This window comes from Hyalangium gracile (assembly GCF_020103725.1).
Classification (GTDB): domain Bacteria; phylum Myxococcota; class Myxococcia; order Myxococcales; family Myxococcaceae; genus Hyalangium; species Hyalangium gracile.
In genome coordinates, this window is record NZ_JAHXBG010000007.1 from 199,882 (window position 1) to 220,739 (window position 20,858).

The 20,858-nt window shown below is 71.3% G+C and carries 16 protein-coding genes; 3 read left to right on the forward strand and 13 right to left on the reverse strand.

Translation table 11 applies throughout. The features are described from left to right. The first annotated feature begins 15 nt into the window (after positions 1–15). Together KY572_RS16090 and KY572_RS16095 are read left to right on the forward strand one after the other, a co-directional pair. Positions 16–804 carry a sugar nucleotide-binding protein gene (locus tag KY572_RS16090; RefSeq protein ID WP_224243503.1) on the forward strand — a complete coding sequence of 263 codons (789 nt, stop codon included), beginning with the start codon at positions 16–18 and terminating at the stop codon, positions 802–804. 176 nt (positions 805–980) lie between these two features. Then, on the forward strand, positions 981–1,793 hold the full coding sequence (locus tag KY572_RS16095) for an ABC transporter ATP-binding protein (RefSeq protein WP_224243504.1): 813 nt from the start codon (positions 981–983) through the stop codon (positions 1,791–1,793). On the opposite strand, the gene KY572_RS16100 is transcribed toward KY572_RS16095, so the two are convergent. Further along, positions 1,778–3,130, reverse strand: coding sequence for a M24 family metallopeptidase (locus KY572_RS16100; protein ID WP_224243505.1), 1,353 nt, complete (start codon positions 3,128–3,130; stop codon positions 1,778–1,780). The two genes, KY572_RS16095 and KY572_RS16100, sit on opposite strands and share 16 nt — an antisense overlap. A gap of 95 nt (positions 3,131–3,225) precedes the next feature. On the opposite strand from KY572_RS16100, the gene KY572_RS16105 reads away from it, so the two are divergent. Continuing rightward, entirely contained in the window at positions 3,226–6,030 is a 2,805-nt protein-coding gene (locus tag KY572_RS16105; protein WP_224243506.1) for a carboxypeptidase regulatory-like domain-containing protein, read from the forward strand. A gap of 6 nt (positions 6,031–6,036) precedes the next feature. On the opposite strand, the gene KY572_RS16110 is transcribed toward KY572_RS16105, so the two are convergent. From KY572_RS16110 to KY572_RS16165, 12 genes are all read right to left on the reverse strand, one after another. Beyond that, positions 6,037–6,762 carry a hypothetical protein gene (locus KY572_RS16110; protein WP_224243507.1) on the reverse strand — a complete coding sequence of 242 codons (726 nt, stop codon included), beginning with the start codon at positions 6,760–6,762 and terminating at the stop codon, positions 6,037–6,039. A 288-nt stretch (positions 6,763–7,050) separates the two neighbouring features. Continuing rightward, on the reverse strand, positions 7,051–7,659 hold the full coding sequence (locus KY572_RS16115) for an iron-containing redox enzyme family protein (protein ID WP_224243508.1): 609 nt from the start codon (positions 7,657–7,659) through the stop codon (positions 7,051–7,053). Positions 7,660–7,661: 2 nt separating this feature from the next. Next, positions 7,662–8,894: a CapA family protein gene (locus tag KY572_RS16120; RefSeq protein ID WP_224243509.1), complete on the reverse strand. Its 1,233-nt coding sequence runs from the start codon at positions 8,892–8,894 to the stop codon at positions 7,662–7,664. Next, on the reverse strand, positions 8,891–9,871 hold the full coding sequence (locus KY572_RS16125) for a fatty acid desaturase family protein (RefSeq protein ID WP_224243510.1): 981 nt from the start codon (positions 9,869–9,871) through the stop codon (positions 8,891–8,893). Before KY572_RS16125 ends, KY572_RS16120 begins: the two co-directional genes overlap by 4 nt. Positions 9,872–9,877: 6 nt before the next feature. Continuing rightward, a complete protein-coding gene (locus tag KY572_RS16130) occupies positions 9,878–10,489 on the reverse strand; it encodes a methyltransferase family protein (protein ID WP_224243511.1) in 612 nt (203 codons plus the stop codon). Then, on the reverse strand, positions 10,486–11,760 hold the full coding sequence (locus KY572_RS16135) for a condensation domain-containing protein (protein WP_224243512.1): 1,275 nt from the start codon (positions 11,758–11,760) through the stop codon (positions 10,486–10,488). Before KY572_RS16135 ends, KY572_RS16130 begins: the two co-directional genes overlap by 4 nt. Next, entirely contained in the window at positions 11,742–12,791 is a 1,050-nt protein-coding gene (locus KY572_RS16140) for a hypothetical protein (protein WP_224243513.1), read from the reverse strand. The genes KY572_RS16135 and KY572_RS16140 overlap by 19 nt, the downstream gene beginning before the upstream one ends. Before the next feature lie 154 nt (positions 12,792–12,945). Further along, entirely contained in the window at positions 12,946–13,671 is a 726-nt protein-coding gene (locus KY572_RS16145) for a hypothetical protein (protein ID WP_224243514.1), read from the reverse strand. Positions 13,672–13,738: 67 nt separating this feature from the next. Beyond that, the gene (locus tag KY572_RS16150; protein ID WP_224243515.1) at positions 13,739–15,094 is read right to left on the reverse strand and encodes a glycosyltransferase family 39 protein; all 1,356 of its coding nucleotides are present in this window, start codon (positions 15,092–15,094) and stop codon (positions 13,739–13,741) included. 42 nt (positions 15,095–15,136) lie between these two features. After that, positions 15,137–16,720, reverse strand: a complete 1,584-nt coding sequence (locus KY572_RS16155) for a BamA/TamA family outer membrane protein (protein ID WP_224243516.1) — start codon at positions 16,718–16,720, stop codon at positions 15,137–15,139. A gap of 168 nt (positions 16,721–16,888) precedes the next feature. Further along, positions 16,889–18,076, reverse strand: coding sequence for a glycerophosphodiester phosphodiesterase (locus tag KY572_RS16160; RefSeq protein ID WP_224243517.1), 1,188 nt, complete (start codon positions 18,074–18,076; stop codon positions 16,889–16,891). Between the two features lie 93 nt (positions 18,077–18,169). Further along, positions 18,170–20,839: a carboxypeptidase-like regulatory domain-containing protein gene (locus KY572_RS16165; protein WP_224243518.1), complete on the reverse strand. Its 2,670-nt coding sequence runs from the start codon at positions 20,837–20,839 to the stop codon at positions 18,170–18,172. Between the last annotated feature and the right edge of the window lie 19 nt (positions 20,840–20,858).

Genomic DNA, 20,858 nt, shown 5'->3' on the forward strand with positions numbered 1-20,858 from the left:
ACGGAGGCTCGAGCGATGGCGAACAGGGCGATCCTCACGGGAGCGAGCGGGACGGTGGGCTCGCGCCTGTCCGGCTTCCTGCGGCAGCAGGGCTTCGACGTCATTCCATGGGACAGGAGGCACGTCCCCGTGGACGACTACGCCGCCATGGAGCGGTTCGTTCGCGAGGCGGCGCCCGAGGTGGTCTTCCACCTGGCCACGGCCTCGCAGCCCACGGGGCGGCCGGGGGAGTCCTGGCTCATCAACTACGAGTGGACCAGCGAGCTGGCGTGGATCACCCGGACGCTGGGCATCCGCTTCGTGTTCACCAGCAGCGTGCTGGTATTCACGAACGATGCCCGCGGGCCCTTCACGCGGGACTCCCAGCCGGACGCCACCGAGGGCTACGGCTACGAGAAGCGGCGGGCCGAGGAGCGCGTCTTCCACCAGAACCCCCAGGCCCGGGTGGCGCGGCTGGGCTGGCAGATCGGCGAGGAGCCCACGGGCAACAACATGCTGGCCTTCCTCGAGGGGAAGATGCGTGAGGAGGGCAGGGTGCGTGCCAGTGCGCGCTGGTACCCGGCATGCTCGTTGCTCGATGACACGGTGCGTGCACTGCATGAGCTCTCGAGCGCCGAGCCAGGCCTCTACCAATTGGACTCGAACGAGCGGTGGACCTTCTACGACATCGCCCGAGCGCTGAACGCCCGCCACGGGAACCGGTGGACGGTGGAGCCCTCGGAGGACTTCGTCTACGACCAGCGGATGAAGGAGGAGCGCATCCGGCTCCCCTCGCTCGGAGAGCGTCTGCCCGGGCTGCCCTGAGGTGCCCGTGTCGGGCCCGAGCTCCACCAACTGGTATGCTTGTCATACCAGTTCGCAAGAAGTCCGGCCGACAGCCCGGTCCTGTCAGGGGGAGGCGGGGCCGTGCGAGCAGGCGGGGGCAGGGGCCTCAGTGCTCGGCTGCCTTGTCGCTGGGGACGTGCCATGCTGCCTCCGCGATGAGTGACGCGAGCGGTCGGCCGGCGCGCAAGCCGATGATCGAAGTAAAGGGCCTCTACAAGTCCTTCGGGGGGCAGGAGATCCTCCGAGGGGTGGACCTGGTGGTGGAGGAGGGGACCACCTGCGTGCTGATGGGGGTGTCCGGCTCGGGCAAGACGGTGCTGATGAAGCACCTGGTGGGGCTGCTGCAGCCAGACCGGGGCACGGTCATCATCGACGGCCAGGACATCTCGAAGCTGGACGAGGCGGGGATGGATCAGCTGCGGCGCAAGCTGGGCATCCTCTTCCAGGCCAACGCTCTCTTCGACTCGCTCACCGTCTTCGACAACGTGGCCTTCCCGCTGCGCGAGCGCACGAAGATGTCGGAGGCCGAAATCCTGGAGTCCGTGAACAAGTCGCTGGCCGTGGTGGGGCTGACGCACGCGGCGAAGAAGTTCCCGGGCGAGCTGTCCGGCGGCATGCAGAAGCGCGTGGGCTTCGCGCGCGCGGCCATCCTCCAGCCGAGCATCCTCCTCTATGACGACCCGACGGCCGGTCTGGATCCGCTCACCACGGCCTCCGTCAACGAGGTCATCTTCACGGGCAAGCAGCAGCTGGGGGCCACCTCGCTGGTCATCACCCCGGACGTGGCGTCCGGCTTCCGGGTGGGAGACACCCTGGCCCTCATGCACGAGGGGCGCGTCGTCCAGGCCGGCCTGCCCGAGGAGTTCCGTCGCGCGGAGCACCCGGCGGTGAAGTCCTTCCTGAACACCTGGCTGCAGCGCCAGAACCAGCGCCCCCGCGGAGGCGGAGACGCTCAGGGGACCAGGTAGTACTGCTCCTGCCGGGGGGCGAAGAGCTTCCAGCCCTCGTCCGTCAGCCGGGCGGGATCCTCCTGCATGACGAGGACCTTCTGGCCGCCCCACTCCGGCACCTCGCTCAGCGTGTTCAGCTCCAGGGCGATGTACGAGCCCTGGCGGAGCCGGGGCGGGGGCTCGCGGCGCGCCGTCCCCTCGTCGATGCCCGAGCCCAGGCCGTGCCCGTGGTTGCCCAGCGGATGGCTGTAGATGCGGGCCTGGATGCCTCGCTCGCTCATCTCCGCCAGGGCCGCGTCATAGACTTCGGCGACGGTCCGCTCGGGCCTCGAGGCGCGCAGCATCAGCGCGTCCTGCAGCGCGTGGGTGTGGGCCAGCGCCTGCTTCAGCCCCGCGGGCGCGTCCTCCTCTCCCTCGCGCAGCAGGTACGCCATCCGCTGCCAGTCGCTGTGCAGCCCCATGTAGCTCAGGCCGAAGTCCAGGTGGATGAGGTCTCCCCGCTGGAGCACCAGCTCATCCGTCGCGGGGGATATCAGGTTCCCGAAGCCGCCCGGGGGGACCAGCCCCTGGCGCTGGACGCGCAGGTCCGGCTGGAACCACATGCCCAGCCCCAGCGCTCCCGCGCGATCGTAGAGCCAGCGCCGGATGTCCCCCACCGTCGTCCGGCCCGGAGAAATCACCTCTTGCGAGAGCGCCTGGCGAGCCACCCGCTCGGTGACGGCGACCAGGGTGGTGTAGTGCGGCAGCTCCTCGGGCAGCCGGGTGTCCAGGTACTCCTCGATGAGCGGCTCGGCGCTCACGAAGCGCTGCGCCGCCTCGGGGCCCATGCCCTCGGTGAGGAAGGCGTGGCTGGCCACCGTCAGGCTGCGGGTGATGCCGCGCCGGCCTCCCAGGCTCAGGCCGATGGCGCGCGGCTGGTACTGGAGGAACAGCTCGGACAGCGCATAGGCCTGTCCCGAGGGCGTCCGCGGCGTCTCGAAGAATCTGGAGACGTGCTCCTCGGGCTGGAACGGCAGCGCCACCTTCTTGAGCCCCTGCTCCCCCGCGTCGATGAAGACGAAGATGTCCCGCGTGCTGGCGTACGGGCGCGGCGGGGCGACGAACTGGGTGAGCGGATCGTCGTGGAACTCCTCGTTGACGATGATCCACATGCCCACGCCATGGCGCCGCATCATGGGCAGCAGCAGCTCGTGGCGCCGGGTGAGCCAGCCTTCCCGCACCTCGATCTGCCGGGACCAGGGCAGGAGCTTGGACTCCGGGGGCGGCTCTCCCGAGGAGCCCGAGCGGCAGGCCGACCCGAGGACGCAGCACAGGATCAGCAGGTATCCCCGCTTCATCGCGACTCCTCGTTCCATGCGGCTCTTGCTCCTGCCCGGAATCCCGAGCAGCTTGCCACTTCCTGGGCTTGGATATTCGAGGATCGCGCGGAGCGAAGGAGACCGGAGGGAGCATGAGGCGAGCCATCGCAGGCGGGGTGCTGCTGATCGCGGTGGGGTGGGCGCTGTGGTGGTTCACGCGCCGTCCCGAGGCCACGACGTCCACGGCTCCAACTCCCTCGGCGGAGCGGGTGGAGGTGGCGCGGCCCATGCCAGTCGGGGATGGCAAGGGGGCGGCGGCGCGGCCCGGGGCTCCGCGCGAGACGCTTCCGATCGAAGCGCCCATGCAGGAGCAGGAGGGTGTGCTCGAGCTCTCCGTGCGTGGCCAGTCCGGACCGGTGCCGGGGGCCGCCGTGTCCCTCTTCCTCCGGGGCGCCGAGGACCCCTCGACGCGAGAGCCCTCGTGGCGGCTGGCCGGACGCGGTGAGAGCGATGCGCAGGGCAACCTCCGCCTGCCGGCGCGGCCCGGGAGCTACCTCGTGCGCGCGACGGCCAGCGGCTTCGGCGCGGGCACTCTCGCGGTGCGCCGGCCCGCGGGAGAGGCGGTGACTCGCGCGACGCTCGCCCTCCAGGCACCGCTGCGCCTCGAGGGACGGGTGGTGGAGAAGGAGTCCGGCAACGGGCTGGCTGGAGCCGAGCTGCTGCTCACCCTCGGAGGCTCCTTCCGGCAGCGCGCGCAGGCCCCGGCGGAGCTGCGCCACACCACCGTCGCCGATGTGAAGGGCCAGTTCCGCTTCGAGCAGCTGGCGCCGGGCCGTTACGAGCTCATCGCCACCGCTCCCAGCCGCGCGGCCCGGCGGCTCGCGGACGTGCAGGTGCCCGCGGCGCAGCCCCTGGTGGTGGAGCTCGCCAGCTCCGCCTACGTCGAGGGCTACGTGCTGAGCGCGGCGGGCCAGGGCGCGGACAGCGCGCTCGTCGTCGCGGCGGGCGGCGAGGAGCCCCAACAGACGATGACGGGGCCCTCGGGCTCGTTCTCGCTCGAGGTGGTGCCGGGCACGCTCTCCCTGTCGGCGCGCAAGGGCTCGCTCACGGGCCAGCTGCCGAAGCCGCTGACGATCGCGGCGGGGGCGACGGTGAAGGACGTGAAGCTGGTGCTCTCCGACGCGTGCCGGCTCAGCGGGGTGGTGCGGCGCAAGAGCGATGGCCTCCCGGTGCCTGGGGCCTTGGTGGATCTCACCCCTCATGGCGCGGTGGGGCAGTCCGGCCAGTCGGTGACAGGGGAGGGGGGGCAGTACCAGGTGGAGGCGCCGTGTGGCACCCACGACGTGACGGTGCGAGCCCTCGGGCACGCCGAGCGGAGCCAGCGCGGGCTGGTCCTCCGCGAAGGAGCGCGCTCCGAGCGGGACTTCGAGCTCGAGGAGTCCGGCACCATCACCGGGAAGGTGCGGCGGGAGAGCGGAGAGCCGGTGGCCGGCGCGAAGGTGTCATTCGGCTCGCACCCAGGCTTTCCGAGCGAGGACGTCGCTCCGGCGCTCACCGGCGAGGACGGCAGGTACGTGCTGGAGGAGGTTCCTCCAGGCCAGGGCGTGGTCGAGGTGCGGCCTCCCGGGCTGGATGCCGGGCCCAGCCAGCGCGTGAAGGTGCCCGGAGGCGAGGTGACGCGCGCGGACTTCACCGTGCCGGGGGACGTCGTCCTGCTGAAGGGGCGGGTGCTCGAGGCGAGCGGCGAGCTGGTGGGCAAGCGCGTGGACATCTCCGCCTCCACCTCCGGGCTGGCGTCCCGCTCCCAGTCGGCGACTGACGGCACCTTCGAGCTGTCGCTGCCGCCGGGCGACTGGAAGGTGATGGCCTTCGATGGAAGTCGTGAGAGCAAGCAGGTGCAGGTCTCCCTGAGGCCCCCCGGCCCCGCCGAGGTGGTGCTGCCGCTCGAGTCGCTGGGCGAGGGGATTGCGGTGCGGGTGGTCGAGGCCGACGGCACTCCCAGCCCGAAGGCGAAGGTGGTGTTTCGCGGGGGCCCGAAGAACCAGATCTTCTTCGGCCTCTACGCCGATGCGGAGGGCGAGGGCCTCTACAACCCGAAGCTGTGGCCCGCTCCGAGCGAGCGCTTCACCGCCGTGGCCTACCAGGGGCTGCACAGCGGCTCGGTGGAGACGAGCGTCAAGGCCACCTCCATCGTGGTGCCGCTGGCGGCGCCCGCGTCCATCGAGGGGTGGGTGCGCTCGGCCTCCAGCAAGCCGGTGACGCGGTTCACGCTGCACGTGCCCATCAACGAGTGGATGGGCGTGGAGCGGCTCGAGTTCTTTGGAGATCGCTTCGTCGTCGAGGAGGTGCCCGCGGGCAAGTGGAAGCTGAAGGCCGTGACGCCCGACGGAACCTCAGGGGAGAAGGAGATCGAGGCGGTGCCGGGCCAGCGCACGCAGGTCCAGCTCGAGCTCCAGAAGGGCGCGTCGATCCGGCTGCGGATCGTCGACGCCGCCACCGGCGCACCGCTCCAGGGGTGGGCGCAGCTCGACGGGAGCGCCGAGTATCACGAGACGGTCGACGGCGTGGCCGCCTGGAGCGACGTGGCTCCGGGCCGGCACCTGCTGCGGATCGGCTCGGGGCTTCGGCAGCGCGTGGAGCGGGACATCGAGGTGAGGGTGGGACAGCAGCTCGACCTGGGGGATGTGCGGCTGGTGGAGGGAGAACGGCCCGGCGGGCTGGGCGCGCGCTTCGCCTGGGCACCCACGGGCGTGGAGGTGAGCTGGGTGCTGCCCGAGGGCCCCGCGCAGCAGGCGGGCCTCCGCCCGGGAGACATCGTGGTCGCCTGTGAGCAGGCCACCATTCTTTCGCTGGCGGATCTGGCGCCCTTCGAGCAGGGCACGCCGGGCGCGCCAGTGAGGTTCCAGGTCCGCCGTGGCCCTCGGACGCTCGAGCTGACCCTCGTCCGCGCGAAGTAGGCGCGGCTACCCGTACTTGGACTCCCAGGTGAACACGCCGCTGTCGCGCTCGGCCAGGGGCGCGAGGAAGTCGCGGTACTGATCGAAGCGCGGCTCCAGGTGCTCGTCCGCGAAGCGCTCGAGCTGCGCCGCAGTGGGGATGAGGCTCCCCTTGGGCAGCGTGAGGCGGAGGTAGGCTCGGAACCGCCGCAGCGCCCGGGAGAAGTCCGGCGGACGCACCGGACGCTGCTGCAGCTTGTCCATGAGCGCCCGGGCCCGGATGAAGCCGAGCGAGGCGAACGGATCATCCAGGTACTGGTTCAGCCATGCTCCATAGAGCGAGCCCTCCCACGAGGAGGAGAAGCCGCGCAGCAGCGACACGCCCTGCAGCCAGCCCATGAAGGGCTGTGGGAGCGCGGGGATGCAGAACTGCTCTCCGCCCCGAGGATCCGGCGTGCACGCGGAGATGAGCTTCTGCGTCCAGCGCAGCGAGTCCGCGCGTCGGTCCGGGCTCACCGCCGAGGCGTCGATGTTGATGGAGACGACCTCGCCCGTGTGGCGCTTGAGGAAGTTCTCCAGCGGCGCGGAGATGCCGTAGGTCCGCGCCGCGGGCAGCAGCCGCAGCAGCTCCTCCACGCGAGCGGGCAGCGCCTCCTGCGCGAAGTACCAGTACCTGGACCAGGCACGTTCGAGGATGTCACGCTTCGAGGGCTTGCTGGAGACGTCTCTACCCTCGTTGGCCTGTTCGCTCATGCGGAGGATCACCCGGGCCTGCGCGCGTGTCCCGCGAAGGCCGGCGGCAGCATGTCATGGGGCGCGGCGGGCGGGAACCAGGACGAACGCTCTTCTCGGGGGCCTGGAATGATCGACCGGAAGGGAACGGAGCCAGCAAGCGACGCGCGCGCAGGATCGGAGCCCGTGTAGTTGACGAACACCCCGGCGAGCCACAGGGCCAGCTCTCCGACAGTCGAAGTTACCGGTGTAGCCGCCAGTCGTCCTTTTCGGGGAATAGGCGCACGGCGCATACCGTGCGTCATTCCGTCACGCCGCCACGAGCGCCTTGCGGTGCAGGGCCACCCAGAAGTCCGCGGCCGTCCGCGCGCCTTCGAAGAGGGGCTCGGGCTCTTCTCCGGCGATGCGCGCGCAGAGCTCTCGGGCGCGGGCGCCGTGCTCCAGGTCGGCGTCGAGGTGGACGAGCAGGAAGCGCGCCTGGCTCCGCTGCAGCCCGAGGCGGCCTAGCGCCTCGCGCGTCTCCCGCTGGAGGTGGTGGGCCACGCCCTCCAGGACGATGAGCGCGCCCAGGAACGCGAGCTGCCGCTGCGCGGGGATGCTCTCCCAGAAGGTGTGGAAGGCGGACACCTCGCGGGGCACGTCGGGAGAAGGCGTGCGCCCGAACGCGGCGAGGTCCGCCCTGGCCAGGCGGTAGTGCTCCTGCTCCTCGCGTGCGAGCTCCTGGAAGAAGGCCTTGAGCTCGGGGTGCGTGGCGCGCTCGGCCGCGAGCCGGAGCCGGTCCCCGCTCCTCGAGGTGTAGTGGTACATCATGTCCAGGAAGGCCACGTACCGCTCGGGCGTCACGGCGGGCAGCCAGCTCTGGACCTGCCGCGCCATCACGGCGGTCACTTCCTCCAGCGCATCCATCATGGGGGACATGCTCACTTCCTCCGGCCAGCAATCATCAGGGGCTCCAGGGTCCGGCGGGCGTGCGCGAGGTGGTGCGCGGCCCGCTCCGGCTCCAGCTCGTCCAGCGTCATCACGCCCGCGTCGAGGAACGCCGCGCCGCCCAGCCCTCGCCCGCACGCGGTAGGCACTGCGCGCACGTCCCTGGGCTGGAGCTGGCCGCGCGCATCCCGGGACAGCGAGAGCTGGAGCACGGCGCCGGTCTGACAGGCCCGCGTGGGCATGATGCTCAGGAAGTTCCCGAGCGACCAGGCGATGAGGCCGATGCGAGGCGCTCCCTCGCGGCGCAGCTGCGTGGGGCACCAGGGGTCCGCGCCATTGATGGAGACGAGCTCGACGGGCTGGAGCACGTGGGGCGACGTGCCCAGGATGATGTCCGCGCCGCGCTCGATGAGCCGATAGGCGTGCTGACGCTGGAGGGCCTCGGGCCAGTACTCGTACTCGAAGCCCCAGTGGGGCATGAGCACCACGAGGTCTGGCCCCGCGGCGCGTGCGGCGTCGATGAGGGCGCCCAGCCGTTCCCAGTCTGGCTCGTGCCGGGGGCTTCCGAAGCGCGTGACGGGCACACCCGCGGGAGGGGCTCCGGAGAGGTGGTTGATGTCATACGTCACCGCGGCGATGCCCATCCGCACGCCGGAGACCTCCAGCGAGGCCACGGCCTGCGAGGCCTCCGGGCCGCCCACGCAGCGATGCTCCGGGCGGGCCAGCACGGCGCGGCGGGTCTGCTCCAGTCCGTCCAGGCCCTGATCGAGCGCGTGGTTGTTGCAGAGCGAGAAGACCCGGTGGCGCGCCGTGCCCTCCCAGGCGTCGAGGTACTCGGGTGGGGCGTTGTAGTGGAGCGTCTCGTAGACCCAGCGGGGCACGGGGCGGGAGGCAGCCACGGGCGTCTCCAGGTTGGCGAAGGCCACGTCGGCGTCCGCCAGCACGGCCCGGACGCCGGGCGAGAGCGCCTGACGGAAGCCGCTGCGGATCCACATCACGTCTCCCACGGCACACAGCGAGAGCGCCTGGGGCTCGGTGTGCCTCCAGGTGTCCGAGGCGAGGTGGCGGGCCACGCTGGCGAAGTGCTCCGCATCCTCCGCCAGCCGCGGCTCCGGTACGTGGAGCAGGCTCTTGGTGATGTAGCGGAGGTTGAGATCCCAGCGCGAGAGCGGCCAGCGACCGTCCTCGTAGCGGATGTCCGTGTACAGGTGGCGGAGGGCGCTCATGGGCTCTTTCGCTCCAGGGTGACCAGGCGGACGTCCTCGTCCACGAGGGAGGGACCGGCGCGCAGGGCTCGCCACATGACCTGGAGGTAGCTGTCGAAGACGCAGGCGCCGTGCGCGAGGAGCACCGGCCGGATGCGCGCATGGAGCCGTGCGAGGTTGTAGCCCGGCACGCGCGGGAAGAGGTGGTGGTCCAGGTGGTGGTTGAGCCCGTTCCAGAGGAAGGTGACGAGGCGGGTGCTGCGCACGGTGGTCGCCGTGTGGAAGCGGTCTCCCCGCCAGGCATTGTCGTAGTGGTCGGCGATCGACTTGAGGCCGTTGAGCGGGCTGGCGAAGAGCACCGGCAGGAGCCAGCACTCCGCCGCCGCGCCGAGCAGCCCCTGGGACGAGAGGACCCAGAAGAGGCCCGCGTAGAAGGCGCCATAGCCCAGGAGCACTGCGGCATGTCGGCGCAGGCGGGCCGGCTCGAAGTGCTGCAGGGGATAGAGGACGTTGAAGTAGATGAGGCTGAGCGGGATGCCCAGGAAGACGGTGGAGTAGTAGAGCGCGCTCAGTCCGAACGAGCGCCGCCCCGCGTTGTAGGCATCGGGATCCTTCTCGGTGCGGTTCCAGCGGTGGTGCGCGAGGTGGTCATGTCGCATGGGCTCGTAGGCGATGCCCACGAGCAGGCTGAGCGCGTTGCCGAAGAAGCGGTTCTGCCAGGGCTGGGGGAAGAGGTTCTCGTGCCACGCGTCGTGGTCGAGCTGGATGAGCCCCATCACCGCGCTCCCCGCCAGCATCCACAGCGGCAGCTTCGCCCAGAGGCTGCCCACCTGGGTGATGGCCACGGCGGCCGCGATCCACAACCCCAGGTGGAGGGCGCTCATGCCCAGGGCGCGGAGGGGGCGGATCCGCAGCAACTCCACGAGCTCCGCCCGAGACAGGCCGAAACCGTGCTGCGGGGCGGCGGAGGAAGCAGTGAGGGGCGCGGTGGCGGGCATGGCAAATCAGAGGTAGCGGGGCACTCGCAGGAGGTAGCGCGCGTAGCTCTCGCCGAGGCGCGCCGCGAGGTAGCGCTCCTCCTGGAGCACCAGCGCATGGAACAGCGCTCCCAGGCCGGCGAGCGACGCGAGGGTGAGGAGCGAGGGAGCCCAGAGCGAGGCGCCCACGAGGTAGAGGTAGGAGAACACGTAGATCGGGTTGCGGGAGTACCGGTGGAGCCCGCGCTCGTGCAGGACAGGCGGCTGCTCGCCCGCGTCGACGCCGATCCGGAACGCCGCGCCCATGCCGTACTGGGCGGACAGCATCCCGATGAGCCCCACTCCGCCCAGGACCCAGCCGGCGATTGGCGGGACGGAGAAGAGGGGACGGCTCCAGGGCAGCGTGGACGCGCCGGGCCAGAGCGCCGCCATGACGACGGAGCCCGCCCAGAGCAGGGAGACGCCGCTGATGAGCCGCGTGACGCGCGCATGCGAGGGATCGGCCGCCGTGCTCCGGTACGCCAGGGGGCTTCGTCCGAAGCGCAGGCGATAGAGGAGGCTCGAGCCCAGGTGCCCCAGCAGCAGGTGGAGCGAGATGAAGCCCAGGTAGAGCCCGGGCGCCTCGGCGATTGTCCTCATGGCCCGACCACCTCCGCCGTCAGGCCAAAGGCCGAGCAGGCCCAGTCGGCCAGGCGCCGGGTGAAGTCGCGCAGCTCGCTGGCGCTCCAGAGCCCCTCGAACGTCGCCGGGTTGATGCAGAGCGTCTCCTGGAAGGTGAAGCCGGTGGCTCCCCACGTGGGCGTATGGCTGCGCAGGGAGCGGATGCGCAGCGGCGCTCCGATGAAGTGGCGGTCCAGCCGTCCCATATAGGTGGTCACCAGCGTGTTGGTTCGCGGCTCGGCGATGAGCCCGGGGCGCGCGTTCTTCCGGAGCACCCGGCCCGGGGCCACCCGAGCCACCGCCATGCACTCGAGCGCCGTGGCCCAGTGGACGCCGGTGTCGAGCACCCGCTGGATCTCCGAGCGCACCCACCGGACGAGCCCGGGAGGATCCTCCAGCCGCGCGTGCACCTCTGGGAAGGGCAGCTCGATGGGAACGGCGGAGCAGCCGTTGCCCAGGGTGCGCCCGAGCCCCAGCTCCCGCCGCAGGTCCACGGGCATGCGCAGGCGGATCATCCCGTCTCTCGGGGGCTCGCGCAGGGCTACGGCCGCGAGCAGGGCGGCGAAGAAGACATCGGAGGCGGAGAGGTCCGGTCGCTCGGCAGGCAGCCGCAACCGCGCCGTGGCCATGAGCGAGCGTCCCGCGACATCCCCGCTGCGACGCAGCCCCAGCCCGCGCATCGCCAGCAGCCGGTGGCGAGGGCTCGCGACGGCGAGGCTCTGGCCGGGCCGGCTCAGCGCGGCCTGGAGGACCTTGCCATCGGTGAGCGTCGATGCCGCCAGGGGTGGGGCCTCCGCTCCTCTGCCCGCGCACAGCCCCCAGAGCCGCTCGAGCAGGTGCCCGAGCGCCTTGGCGTCGCCAATGGCGTGGTGGAGCTGGATCGCCAGCATCCAGGGGCCCTGGGCGGCATCGGCCATGGGGTGCAGGTGCAGCCGCAGGGGCAGGTCTCGCGAGAGGTCCATCCGCGCGTTGATGACGCGCGCCACGGCCCCCGGCTCCTCCAGCGGCTCGGAGCCTTCGAGCAGCGCCGCGTTCGCGTCTTCGTCGGAGCGAGGCACGGGGAGCCACTCACACCGGGCATCGTTCCATCCGACTCGGAGGCGCGGGTTCTCGCGCACCAGCGCGCGCAGGCCTCGCCGCAGGGTGGCCACGTCGGGGCGCTCGTCGAGGCGCAGCAGCACCGTGGCCCAGATCGTCGCCACCTCGCCATCCAGGCGGGCCATCAGCGTGTCTACGAAGTTCGCGCGCATCGCTCGATCCAGCCGGCAAAGAGGGCCTGGGAGTCCTTCCCCGCGAGCCGTGCGCGGCCCAGTGCCTCGCAGGCGGCCTTCACGTCTCCCACGTGCTGGAAGACGAGCTCGTCGGGCGCTTCCTGGTGCAGGCGGATGCCGGTCGGGCGGTAGCCCGCGGCGAGCAGGACGGGCGTGGCCTCGGCCACATGTCGCGCATCGCCCATCGAGAGGTGGAGGAGGTCCACACGGGCCCGAGCGGACAGCAGGGTCGGCTCACCCTCCTCGGGGCCCGACGTTCGGACGAGCTCTCGCCGCTCGATGCGCAGGGACTCATTCCAGTCGATCGGCCGCAGGACATGGCGCACGGGGCGAGCACGAGGCTCGGCGGGGACGAGGACGACGGATCCCGACAGTCCCACGCCCGCGAGGATGGACCGCAGCCACTCTCCCCAGCAGCCCTCGGGCAGGTAGCGCGTGCGGGGAGGCAGCGGCCCGAGCACGGTCGTCATCTCCAGCGCCTGCATCGGGAGGCCAGAGCCCTCCACGCCGATCAGCGTCTCGCCGCGCGTGTAGTGGACGATGAGCCCCACGGGCACGGCACTCATGATGCGCGCGGCGTACCGCTGGGCCATCAGGTGCAGGGTGGAGGTGTGCTGGTGCACGAAGCCGACGTGGCCCCTCAGTCGCTCCAGGAGGTAGCGCCACATGCGCGCGTGCTCATCCCGGTCCATGGCCGTGCGCAGGGTGGGGTGGGTGAGGGAGAGCCCCGAGTCCACCGAGTCCCTCCCCGGCGCCGTCCACAGCCCGGTGTGCGAGACGATCGCTCCCTGGGCGTTCAGCTCCCCCAGGCTCAGCAGCCGACCCGAGCGCCACAGGCGCGAGGCGCCTCCGGGCTCATAGAGGACGGGGTAGGAGTACGTATCGCCGTAGCGAGCGTGGAGCAGCTCGCGGAAGGCGGGCTCCTCGGACTCGCTCAGCCAGCGGGAGTGCTCGGTGGGCGCGGCGGAGCGGAGGTCGTCAACCAGGGAGGCGGTGCAGTCTCGGCCCATGCCCTGGGGCAATGCACCTCAGGGGCCAGCGCGGAAGTCCGCGACGTCCCGTTCCTGCTCGGGGCAGGGACGTGCAGCCCTGCTCGCAGGTGTGCCACCGAGTGCACGCAGGCTCCCGAGTAGCTGCACACGGAACCAGCGCCTTTGGGAAGGCTCAGGGCTGGATGTTCAGCTGGCTCGGCAGGCCCATCGGCCAGGTCGTCGCGGTGCAGAGGGCCGCGCCTTCGCAGCGCTCGGCGGGAATGAGCCACTCTCCCACCCAGTACACATCCACCCGGCCCGCGGGGAAGTCCGAGGGGATGGTGAAGCGCACGCCGCCCGCCTCGGGTGTGGCGGGCACCTCCTGTCCATTCAGGGTGACGGCTTCGAACTGGGAGATGTCATCCGTGGGCGGCTCCCACTTCAGGAACACCTCCTGGCCCGGCTTCACGGCGGGGGGCGGAGCGACCAGCTCGAAGCCGTGCCGAGCGTAGTAGTTCGTGAACTCCGCGACGATGCGCTCGTCGCCGTCCTGGATCTCCATCACCGCGTTCCTCGGGTCTCCGAAGAACGGATCGGTGTCCAGCTTGCCGGTGAAGTTGGGCGGCGCATTGAAGCAGCGATCGGGATCGACGATGGGCCCCCCGGGGAACACCTGGAGCGGCGTGCCGTCGAAGCTGGCCGACACGTCCGGGTGCAGCTGGAGGCATCCCGCCTCGGGCTTCAGCTGCTCGAGGAGCGCCAGGAAGTTCCCGTCCCGGGAGACCATGGTGGCCCGCAGGTGGCGACCCGAGAACCGCTCGAGATCGTTTCCAGGCTCGCAAGCCACCAGGGTGGAGGCGCACAGCAGCCCGGGCAGGGCACGTCGGACCAGGAGCGAGAGCACGGAGCGCATGAGCATGCGACGAAGGCTAGCCTAGGAGCCCGGGGGCCCCATGAATCACTTGCGGAGCAGTGTAGACAGGCCGTCAGCGGCGCCCGAGGAACTGGGGATCCGACCAGTCCCACAGACGCTCCGGATGAAAGTCCAGGTCCACCGGTGTGCTGTTCCACTGGTACACCTTGCGAGAGCTGGCGCCGTGGACGTGGATGAGCAGGCTCACCAGCGCCAGCACGCCGAAGGTGGCCGTGAGCGGGCGCCGGGCCTGGGCTCCGCGCCAGCCGAGCGCGCCCACCACCGGGATGAGGAAGAAGGTGAGGTAGGGCACCATGTCCGTGAAGAAGCGCGGCCCGTAGGAGTGCCCCGCCCACCAGTGGGGGAAGGTGGAGATGGCCAGCCAGTGCAGCACCACCACGGCGAGCAGGAAGCCGTGCAGCCGGGTGAAGGTGCGCGCGCGCAAGTCCAGCCACAGGCCCCAGAAGCTCAGCAGCACCACTGGCGTGAAGACGAGCAGCCCGCGCGCGGGGGAAATGAGGTTGCCGGCGAGCGCCTCGCTCATCAGCGCCAGGTTCGTCTCCAGCCGATCCGAGTGATAGTAGGGCGCCAGCAGCTCGCCATAGTTCGCCAGGTTCACCGCGCACCAGGGCACGGCCACGGCGACGGCCCCCGCGAAGAACTTCACCGCCTGCCGAGGGTGCGTCCACAGCACGTACGCGGACAGCAGCAGCACCGAGAGGCTGTTGGTGGGCCGCATGACGTAGGACAGCGCCAGCGGCAGCCCAGCCCACCCGGCCCACCGGGGCTCCGCCTGGGCCTTCACCAGGCACAGCAGCACCAGCGACAGGCAGAGGATGGAGGGGCCGTGCTGCCACAGGGCGCGGCTCGCGGTGGACAGGGCGGGCGTGCAGAAGAGGAAGGCCGAGGCCAGCAGCAGCGCGCGCGGACGGGACAGCTTCAGCGTGCCCAGGACGTACATCACCACGCCGGCCAGGGCCACCAGCACCGAGGCGATGAGGCGCTGCGGATCGTTCCACTCCTCCAGGGGAATCTCCCCCTTCGCGTCGTAGACGTGGCGCCAGCGCTCCACGGGCCGGGCCAGCGCCGGGTGCAGTCCGCCGAGCGGCGCGGCCACCCGGGCGCCCACGTCCATGAGCACCACCACCGGCAGCGCCGCCAGCGAGGGCCCCAGGGGGAAGAAGTTGTAGACATGCCCGCTCTGCTCGTAGACGCCGTGCTGGTACTTCTCGAAGGTCGGCGCGTACTCGTCCAGGGCGATGTTCCCCTCGCGCAGGATGGAGACGGTGGTGGGCAGGGTGAGCTTCGAGTCGAACGGCGTGTTGACGGGGAATGCCGCCAGGATGGCCAGGTAGGCCACGAAGAGCAGCACCCGCTCGCGCCAGACGCGCGGTCGCGAGGGAGCAGGGGCCGTGGGCGAAGGGTTCATGGTTGCTGGACTGCCCGAGTACCACAACACGGCGCGAATGGCTCAGAAGGCCTGCCGGAGCGCCACCGTGAAGCCTCGCTCCGTCCGTCCCCCACCGGCGATGCCCAGGCCGTAATAGAGGTCCAGCTGGAAGACGTCCGCGATGAGCGCGTGGAAGCTCGGCCCGAAGCTGCCCACCACACGGGGGCGCTCGCCGCCGCTGCCCCGGTCGATCAGCCCGAACACCGCCACGTCCACGAAGCCTCCCACCTTGTAGATGTCGCGCGTCAGGGAGAAGCGCACCTCCAGCCCGCCGCTGGCGACATGTCGGGCGTAGAAGCGCTCGTCGAAGACACCGCGCACGTGCAGCCCACCCACCGGCTGCTCCTCGACGAAGGGCACCGTGCCCCAGAGCCAGGCCCCCCGGCTGGTGAGCCACAGGTCATGCCAGCCCACCTCGGTGACCTGCTGGTAGCGGAAGGCCGTGATGCCGTAGCCGCTCCCGGACTCGCGGGGGTAGTGGCGCCCCGAGAACTCGAGCTCGGTGTGGCGGTCGCGGCGGATGTCGTCGGCGTCGAAGACGAGCTGCGCCGTGCCGCTCAGGTACGGCCGGAGCGTGGAGCTGGGGCCCACGCCCGCGGAGACCCCCTGGCCCTCCACGGGGCGGAGCGCGAACACGTCGAGCTGCTCGGCGCCCAGGCCCACGGCCACCGTGGCGCCGCGGAAGATGTCGTAGCTCAGGCCCAGCGAGAGCTGCACGCGGGTGGCGAAGTAGCTCTCCAGGCCGATGTCGGGGCGCTGGCGGCTGGTGAGCTCGCCCCGCGCCGACAGCAGCGGCCGCAGGCCCAGCTTCAGGCGCGGCGTGTACCACTGCACCTCGGCCAGCGCCCGGGTGAGCGCCGGGTAGGCGCGATCGTCGGCGATGCGCGAGCGCATCTTCGCGCCGGCCTGGAGGGTGGCGGCCCAGCGGCTCTTGGGGAGCCAGAGGTTCTCTCCCCGGTACTCGACGCCCAGGCGCACGCCATCCACGCCGCTGAGCCCGGCGACGATGCCCGGGCCCGTGGGCCACTCGCGGCGGCGGAAGACGATGTGCAGCTCGTAGTCGGCCTGCGGAGGGATGAGCGGGTGGCCCACGAACCGGCCGATGTCGTCGATGATGGGCCCGAGGTCCTCCACCTGGGGCCCCACGTGCGTCTTCTCGTTCGTGCGGACGAGCTCGAAGCGCTCCACCTCCACGCCGTTCTCGGCCTTCAGCGCCGCGAACTGGCGCCGGAGGTAGGGCCGGTTGAAGACGTTGTGCGGCAGGCTCAGCCCGAGCAGCACCTGCACCGTGCGCAGCGAGCTCTGGCCGCGCAGGATGATCTTCTCGACGCGCCCCTCGTCGATGTCCACGAGGATGCGGCCCCCCTCGGCGGCCGTCTCGACGCGGGCGAGCTCGTAGCCGGCGCGGCGCAGGAAGCCGAGCAGCCGTGAGCGCACCAGGGCCGCCCCCGCCTTGTCCGCCGAGAAGTCGGCCGGCAGATCCAGGACGGCCAGGTACACCTCGTCATTGAGCACCAGGTTGCCGCTGAAGACGATGGGCGGACGGCGGCGGGCGTGCTCCTCGGCGGCGGCCGGGCTCCAGAGCGCGAGCAGCATGCCGAGCATCGCGAGGCATCTTCCTGCCCCCCGCCAGCTCTTCCACCTCATGTCCCTGCGGCGCTTCATCCGGCTCGTCCCACGCCTCCATCGTACCCTGGACGGTGGAGGCGCGCCTGGGGCGATTGCGGACGGACGGCGAGTCCGCAGCGACTCGCCGCCCGAAGTCACGTCGGATCAGCGCTGGAAGGTGTCCACCGCCTGCCGGCCCACCGCGGGATCATCGGTGAAGAACCCGTCGATGCCGACCTTGAGGTACTCCTGGATCTCCTTGATGGAGCCGGCCGCGTTGTGCGTGGTGTCCGGCCCCTGGGCCTTGAGCGGAGCGTGGAGGAAGGCGTTCTCCGGGCGGAAGGTGAAGGGGTGCACCAGCAGGTTGGCCGCGTGGGCGTTGGCCACCAGCTCGGTGGGCTTCTGGAAGTTGCCCGCGCTGTCCACGCTGATGATGTTCAGCTTGTAGGGGCCCACGCCGTTGGCGTAGGCGGCGATCTTCTGCATCTCCTCCTTGGAGGCCATGTCCCCGTAGGTGCGCGGATCATTGGCCACCACGAAGTCGTAGGGCCGCTTCTCCACCGAGTCCATCAGCTGCACCAGCTTCCAGTTCGGCTGCGTGTTGCCGATCTGGGCGCGGATGGCCTTCAGGTTCGCTACCTCGAAGGACTGGATGAAGACGGTGGCCTGGCTGGCGGTGAACGGGTCCTGCTTCAGCACGGTGATCAGCCGGTCCTCCAGCGGCAGCCCGATGCCCTGGAAGTAGGTCGGGTGCTTGGTCTCCGGGTAGATGTGGATGGTGCGGCCCGTCTCGGCCGACTTCTGCCTGGCCAGCGCGATCACCTCGACGAGCGTGGGGATCTCGTACTGATCATTGAACTGCTGGTTGCCCGGGCGCGTCTGCGGGATGCGCTCGCGCGCGCGCAGCTCCTTGAGCTCGGCCAGGGTGAAGTCCTCGGTGAACCAGCCGGTGATCGACACGTTGTCGATGGTCTTCGTCTTCCGGCGGTCGGCGAACCTGGCGACCTCGGCCACGTTGGTGGTGCCGGAGATCTCGTTCTCGTGGCGGGCCACGAGGTGGCCGTCCTTGGTCGCCACGAGGTCCGGCTCGATGACATCCGCGCCGTCCTCGATGGCCTTGGTGTAGGCGGCCAGGGTGTGCTCCGGCCGCAGGGCGCTGGCGCCGCGGTGTCCGAGCACGAGGACCTTCTCCGCCAGCGGACGTGGGGTCTCGGGCTCCTCCTCCTTCTTGTCCTCGCCGCAGCCCATCAGGCCGATGGCGCAGCCGGTGGCGAACGGCAGCACGGCGGACAGGTGGAGGAAGCGGCGGAGGGAGGCGCGCAGCGGGTGACGCGGAGAGGCGTGGTTGTGCAAGCGAAGCTCCTTGTGGAGGGGGCGCGGAATCTATCCCAACGCCCTGACTCAAAGGAGGCAGCATGGCGGCGCCACCGAGAGGTGACGCATCCGTCACTCACGCTTGCCGAGGAGGATGTCCCCCACGTCCGCCGCCTGTCCCTCTTCCAGTGTAACGGGCACGCGCTCCACGTCCTGGCCGCTGACGACGAGCAGGATGCGCTGACCGGCCGCCACGCCCTCCAGGGTGAAGCTCCCATCCGCCGCCGTGGCCTTGTCCGGATCCATGGGCCGATCCTCCAGGATGAAGACCAGGGCGCCTCCCACGGGAGCCAGGCTGACCGCGTCCACGACGCGACCGCGCACGCTGGCCGTGCCCTTCAAGGGGACCTCCAGCTCGGTCACGACTCCTGGGGCCGGAGTGATGAGGGCGTTGCCTCCGGCGCCGTCCGTCGTGCGGACCAGCACCCGGACGGGCTCGGCGGGCACGTCGCGCAGCTCGAAGCGATCGCCCGGGAACTCCCAGGTGCCGTTGCCCATCGGGAAGCTCATCACATCCTGGGCCTGGAGGGTCATCGTGAAGCCCTTCACGGGCTCACCCCCGCCCGCGCGCACCACCCGCCCTCTCAGCGAGGCTCCGGGCCGCAGCTTCACCACGAGCGTCTGCTCTCCGGCCTTCACTCCCTGCAGCTCGCCCATGCGTCCGCCACTGCGAGCCAGGAGCCTCAGGCGCATGTCGCGCTCGGCCGCCTGGACGGGAGGGGAGAGCGAGAAGTGCCCCTGCTCGTCCGCGACGGTGCCCTGGCGCGTGGCGTGCGGCTCTCCCTCGGGGAACACCATGACGTAGGCGCCCGGGGAGGGCGTGCCGTCCGGCTCGAGGACGACGCCCCGGAGCCTGTCCTTCTCGCGCGCTTCGCCGAACCAGAGCAGCTCGACGCGGGCCGTCTCCCTCGCGGTGACATCCACCGGCTCCGGCTCGGAGATGCCGTTGCCCCGGAGCTCCGCGTGCCGCGCGCGCAGCTCATATCTTCCCGGTGGCAGCGTCATCCGGAAGCTGCCTGACTCATCCACCTCGATGGGGCGCAGGTCCGCGGGGCGGAAGCTCTTGCTCCGGACCAGGGCCACCACGACGAGGGGCTCGTCGGGCAGGGAGCCGCTGACCGCGCGCACCCGTCCCTCCACGGTGCCCATCTCCTCCAGGGTGAAGTCCGCCCGGGTCGTCTGCCCCTCCGTGACGTCCACCAGCTGGCTCACTCCGAGCGAGGCGCCCTCCCTGCGAGCCGTGAGGTTCGAGGAGCCCACGGGCATGCCCTCGAGGCGGTAGCGCCCCTCTGCGTCGGTGCGGGCCTCGCCGGGAGACTCCTCCGCCGAGCCTCCCCAGAGGTCCGTCCTGAGCACCTGGGCTCCGGCTATCGGCTGCCCGGCGCCATCCCTCACCTGGCCCTCCACCGCGCCCGTGCCCGTGAGGTGCAGCTCGATGGAGAAGTGCTCGCCCGAGGCCACCGTCAGCGCGCGCCGGCTGAGCGGAGCGAAGCCCGGGGCCGTCACCACCACGTCATAGCTGCCGGGGGCCAGGTGCTCCACGGCGAAGTGGCCGGTGTCGTCCGTCACGGCGCGGCCACAGTCGCCGCTGCTGCCGTAGGGGCTCACGTCCACGCGGGCTCCGGCGACGGGCGCTCCCGTGCCGCGAGCCACCACGAGCCCCTTCAGCACCGCGCTCGGGCCCAGCTGGATGCGCACGTCGCGCACCGTCTTCCCCGCGCTGACGATGAGGGCCTGCTCCAGCGCGCCCGCCTCGGTGCCTCGCCGCGCGGACACGGTGTGCTCCCCGGCCTCCACCTCCACGGAGAAGCCGCCGCCCGCGCCCGTGGTCGTCACCTCGGGCACGCGTCCGCTGACGAGCACCTCGGCGCCCGCGGCGGGGTGGCCCTGAGCATCCACGACGAAGCCCTCGATGACGCCCGCGGCCTTCAGCTCCACGGTGAGCGGGCCCGCCGTGGGCACCTTGACGCGCCGCAGGACGGCCAGGGTATGCCCCGGCGCCCGAGCCTCCAGCTGGTAGTCCCCCGGCGCGAGCCCCTCCACGCGGAAGCTGCCCCGCTCGTCGCTCGCGGTGTGCACCCGCTCCTCGGTGGGGGCCTCGATTCTCTGCCAGGGCTCCACCATGCGGCCGTGCGCCGTGAGGACGAGCTCCACCAGCGGCAGGGGCTCCTTGGTGCCATGCACCACGGTGCGGCCGGTGAGGGACTGGCCCCGCTCCAGCGTGAGGCGCAGGAGCGTGCGCGCCTCGCCGAACGGGCGCGTCACGTCGCGCAGCAAGGAGCCGTAGCCCGGGGCGCGGACCGCCACCAGGTAGTTGCCGGGCCGCGAGGCGAGCCGGGCCCGCCCCTGCGCATTGGTGAGGCCCGTGCTCGCCAGGCGCCAGGACACCTCGTTGAGGTTCGGATCGCGAGCGCCGCGCCAGTACAGCCGCGCGCTGGCACCGGGCACGGGCTGCCCGCCCGCAAGCACCTCCAGCTCCAGCACCCCGTCCTCCTCGGACGGAGGCTCCACCAGGGAGGGAGTGCTGCCGGCGTCCGCGGTGCCTCGCACGCCCACATCCTCGGGGCGCTCCCGGTACCGCCGGGCGTCGGCGCGGCCGGTGGAGCTTCCAGCCTCGCGGGGCTCGACGGTGGCGGCGATGCCACGGTCCGCCGAGGCGCCGGAGCCTCCCAGGCTCCGGAGGAACAGGAGCACGGCTCCCACAACCAGCAGGGCCGTTGCCGCGATGATGACCTTGCGCATGGAGAGGACTCGGAGGAGG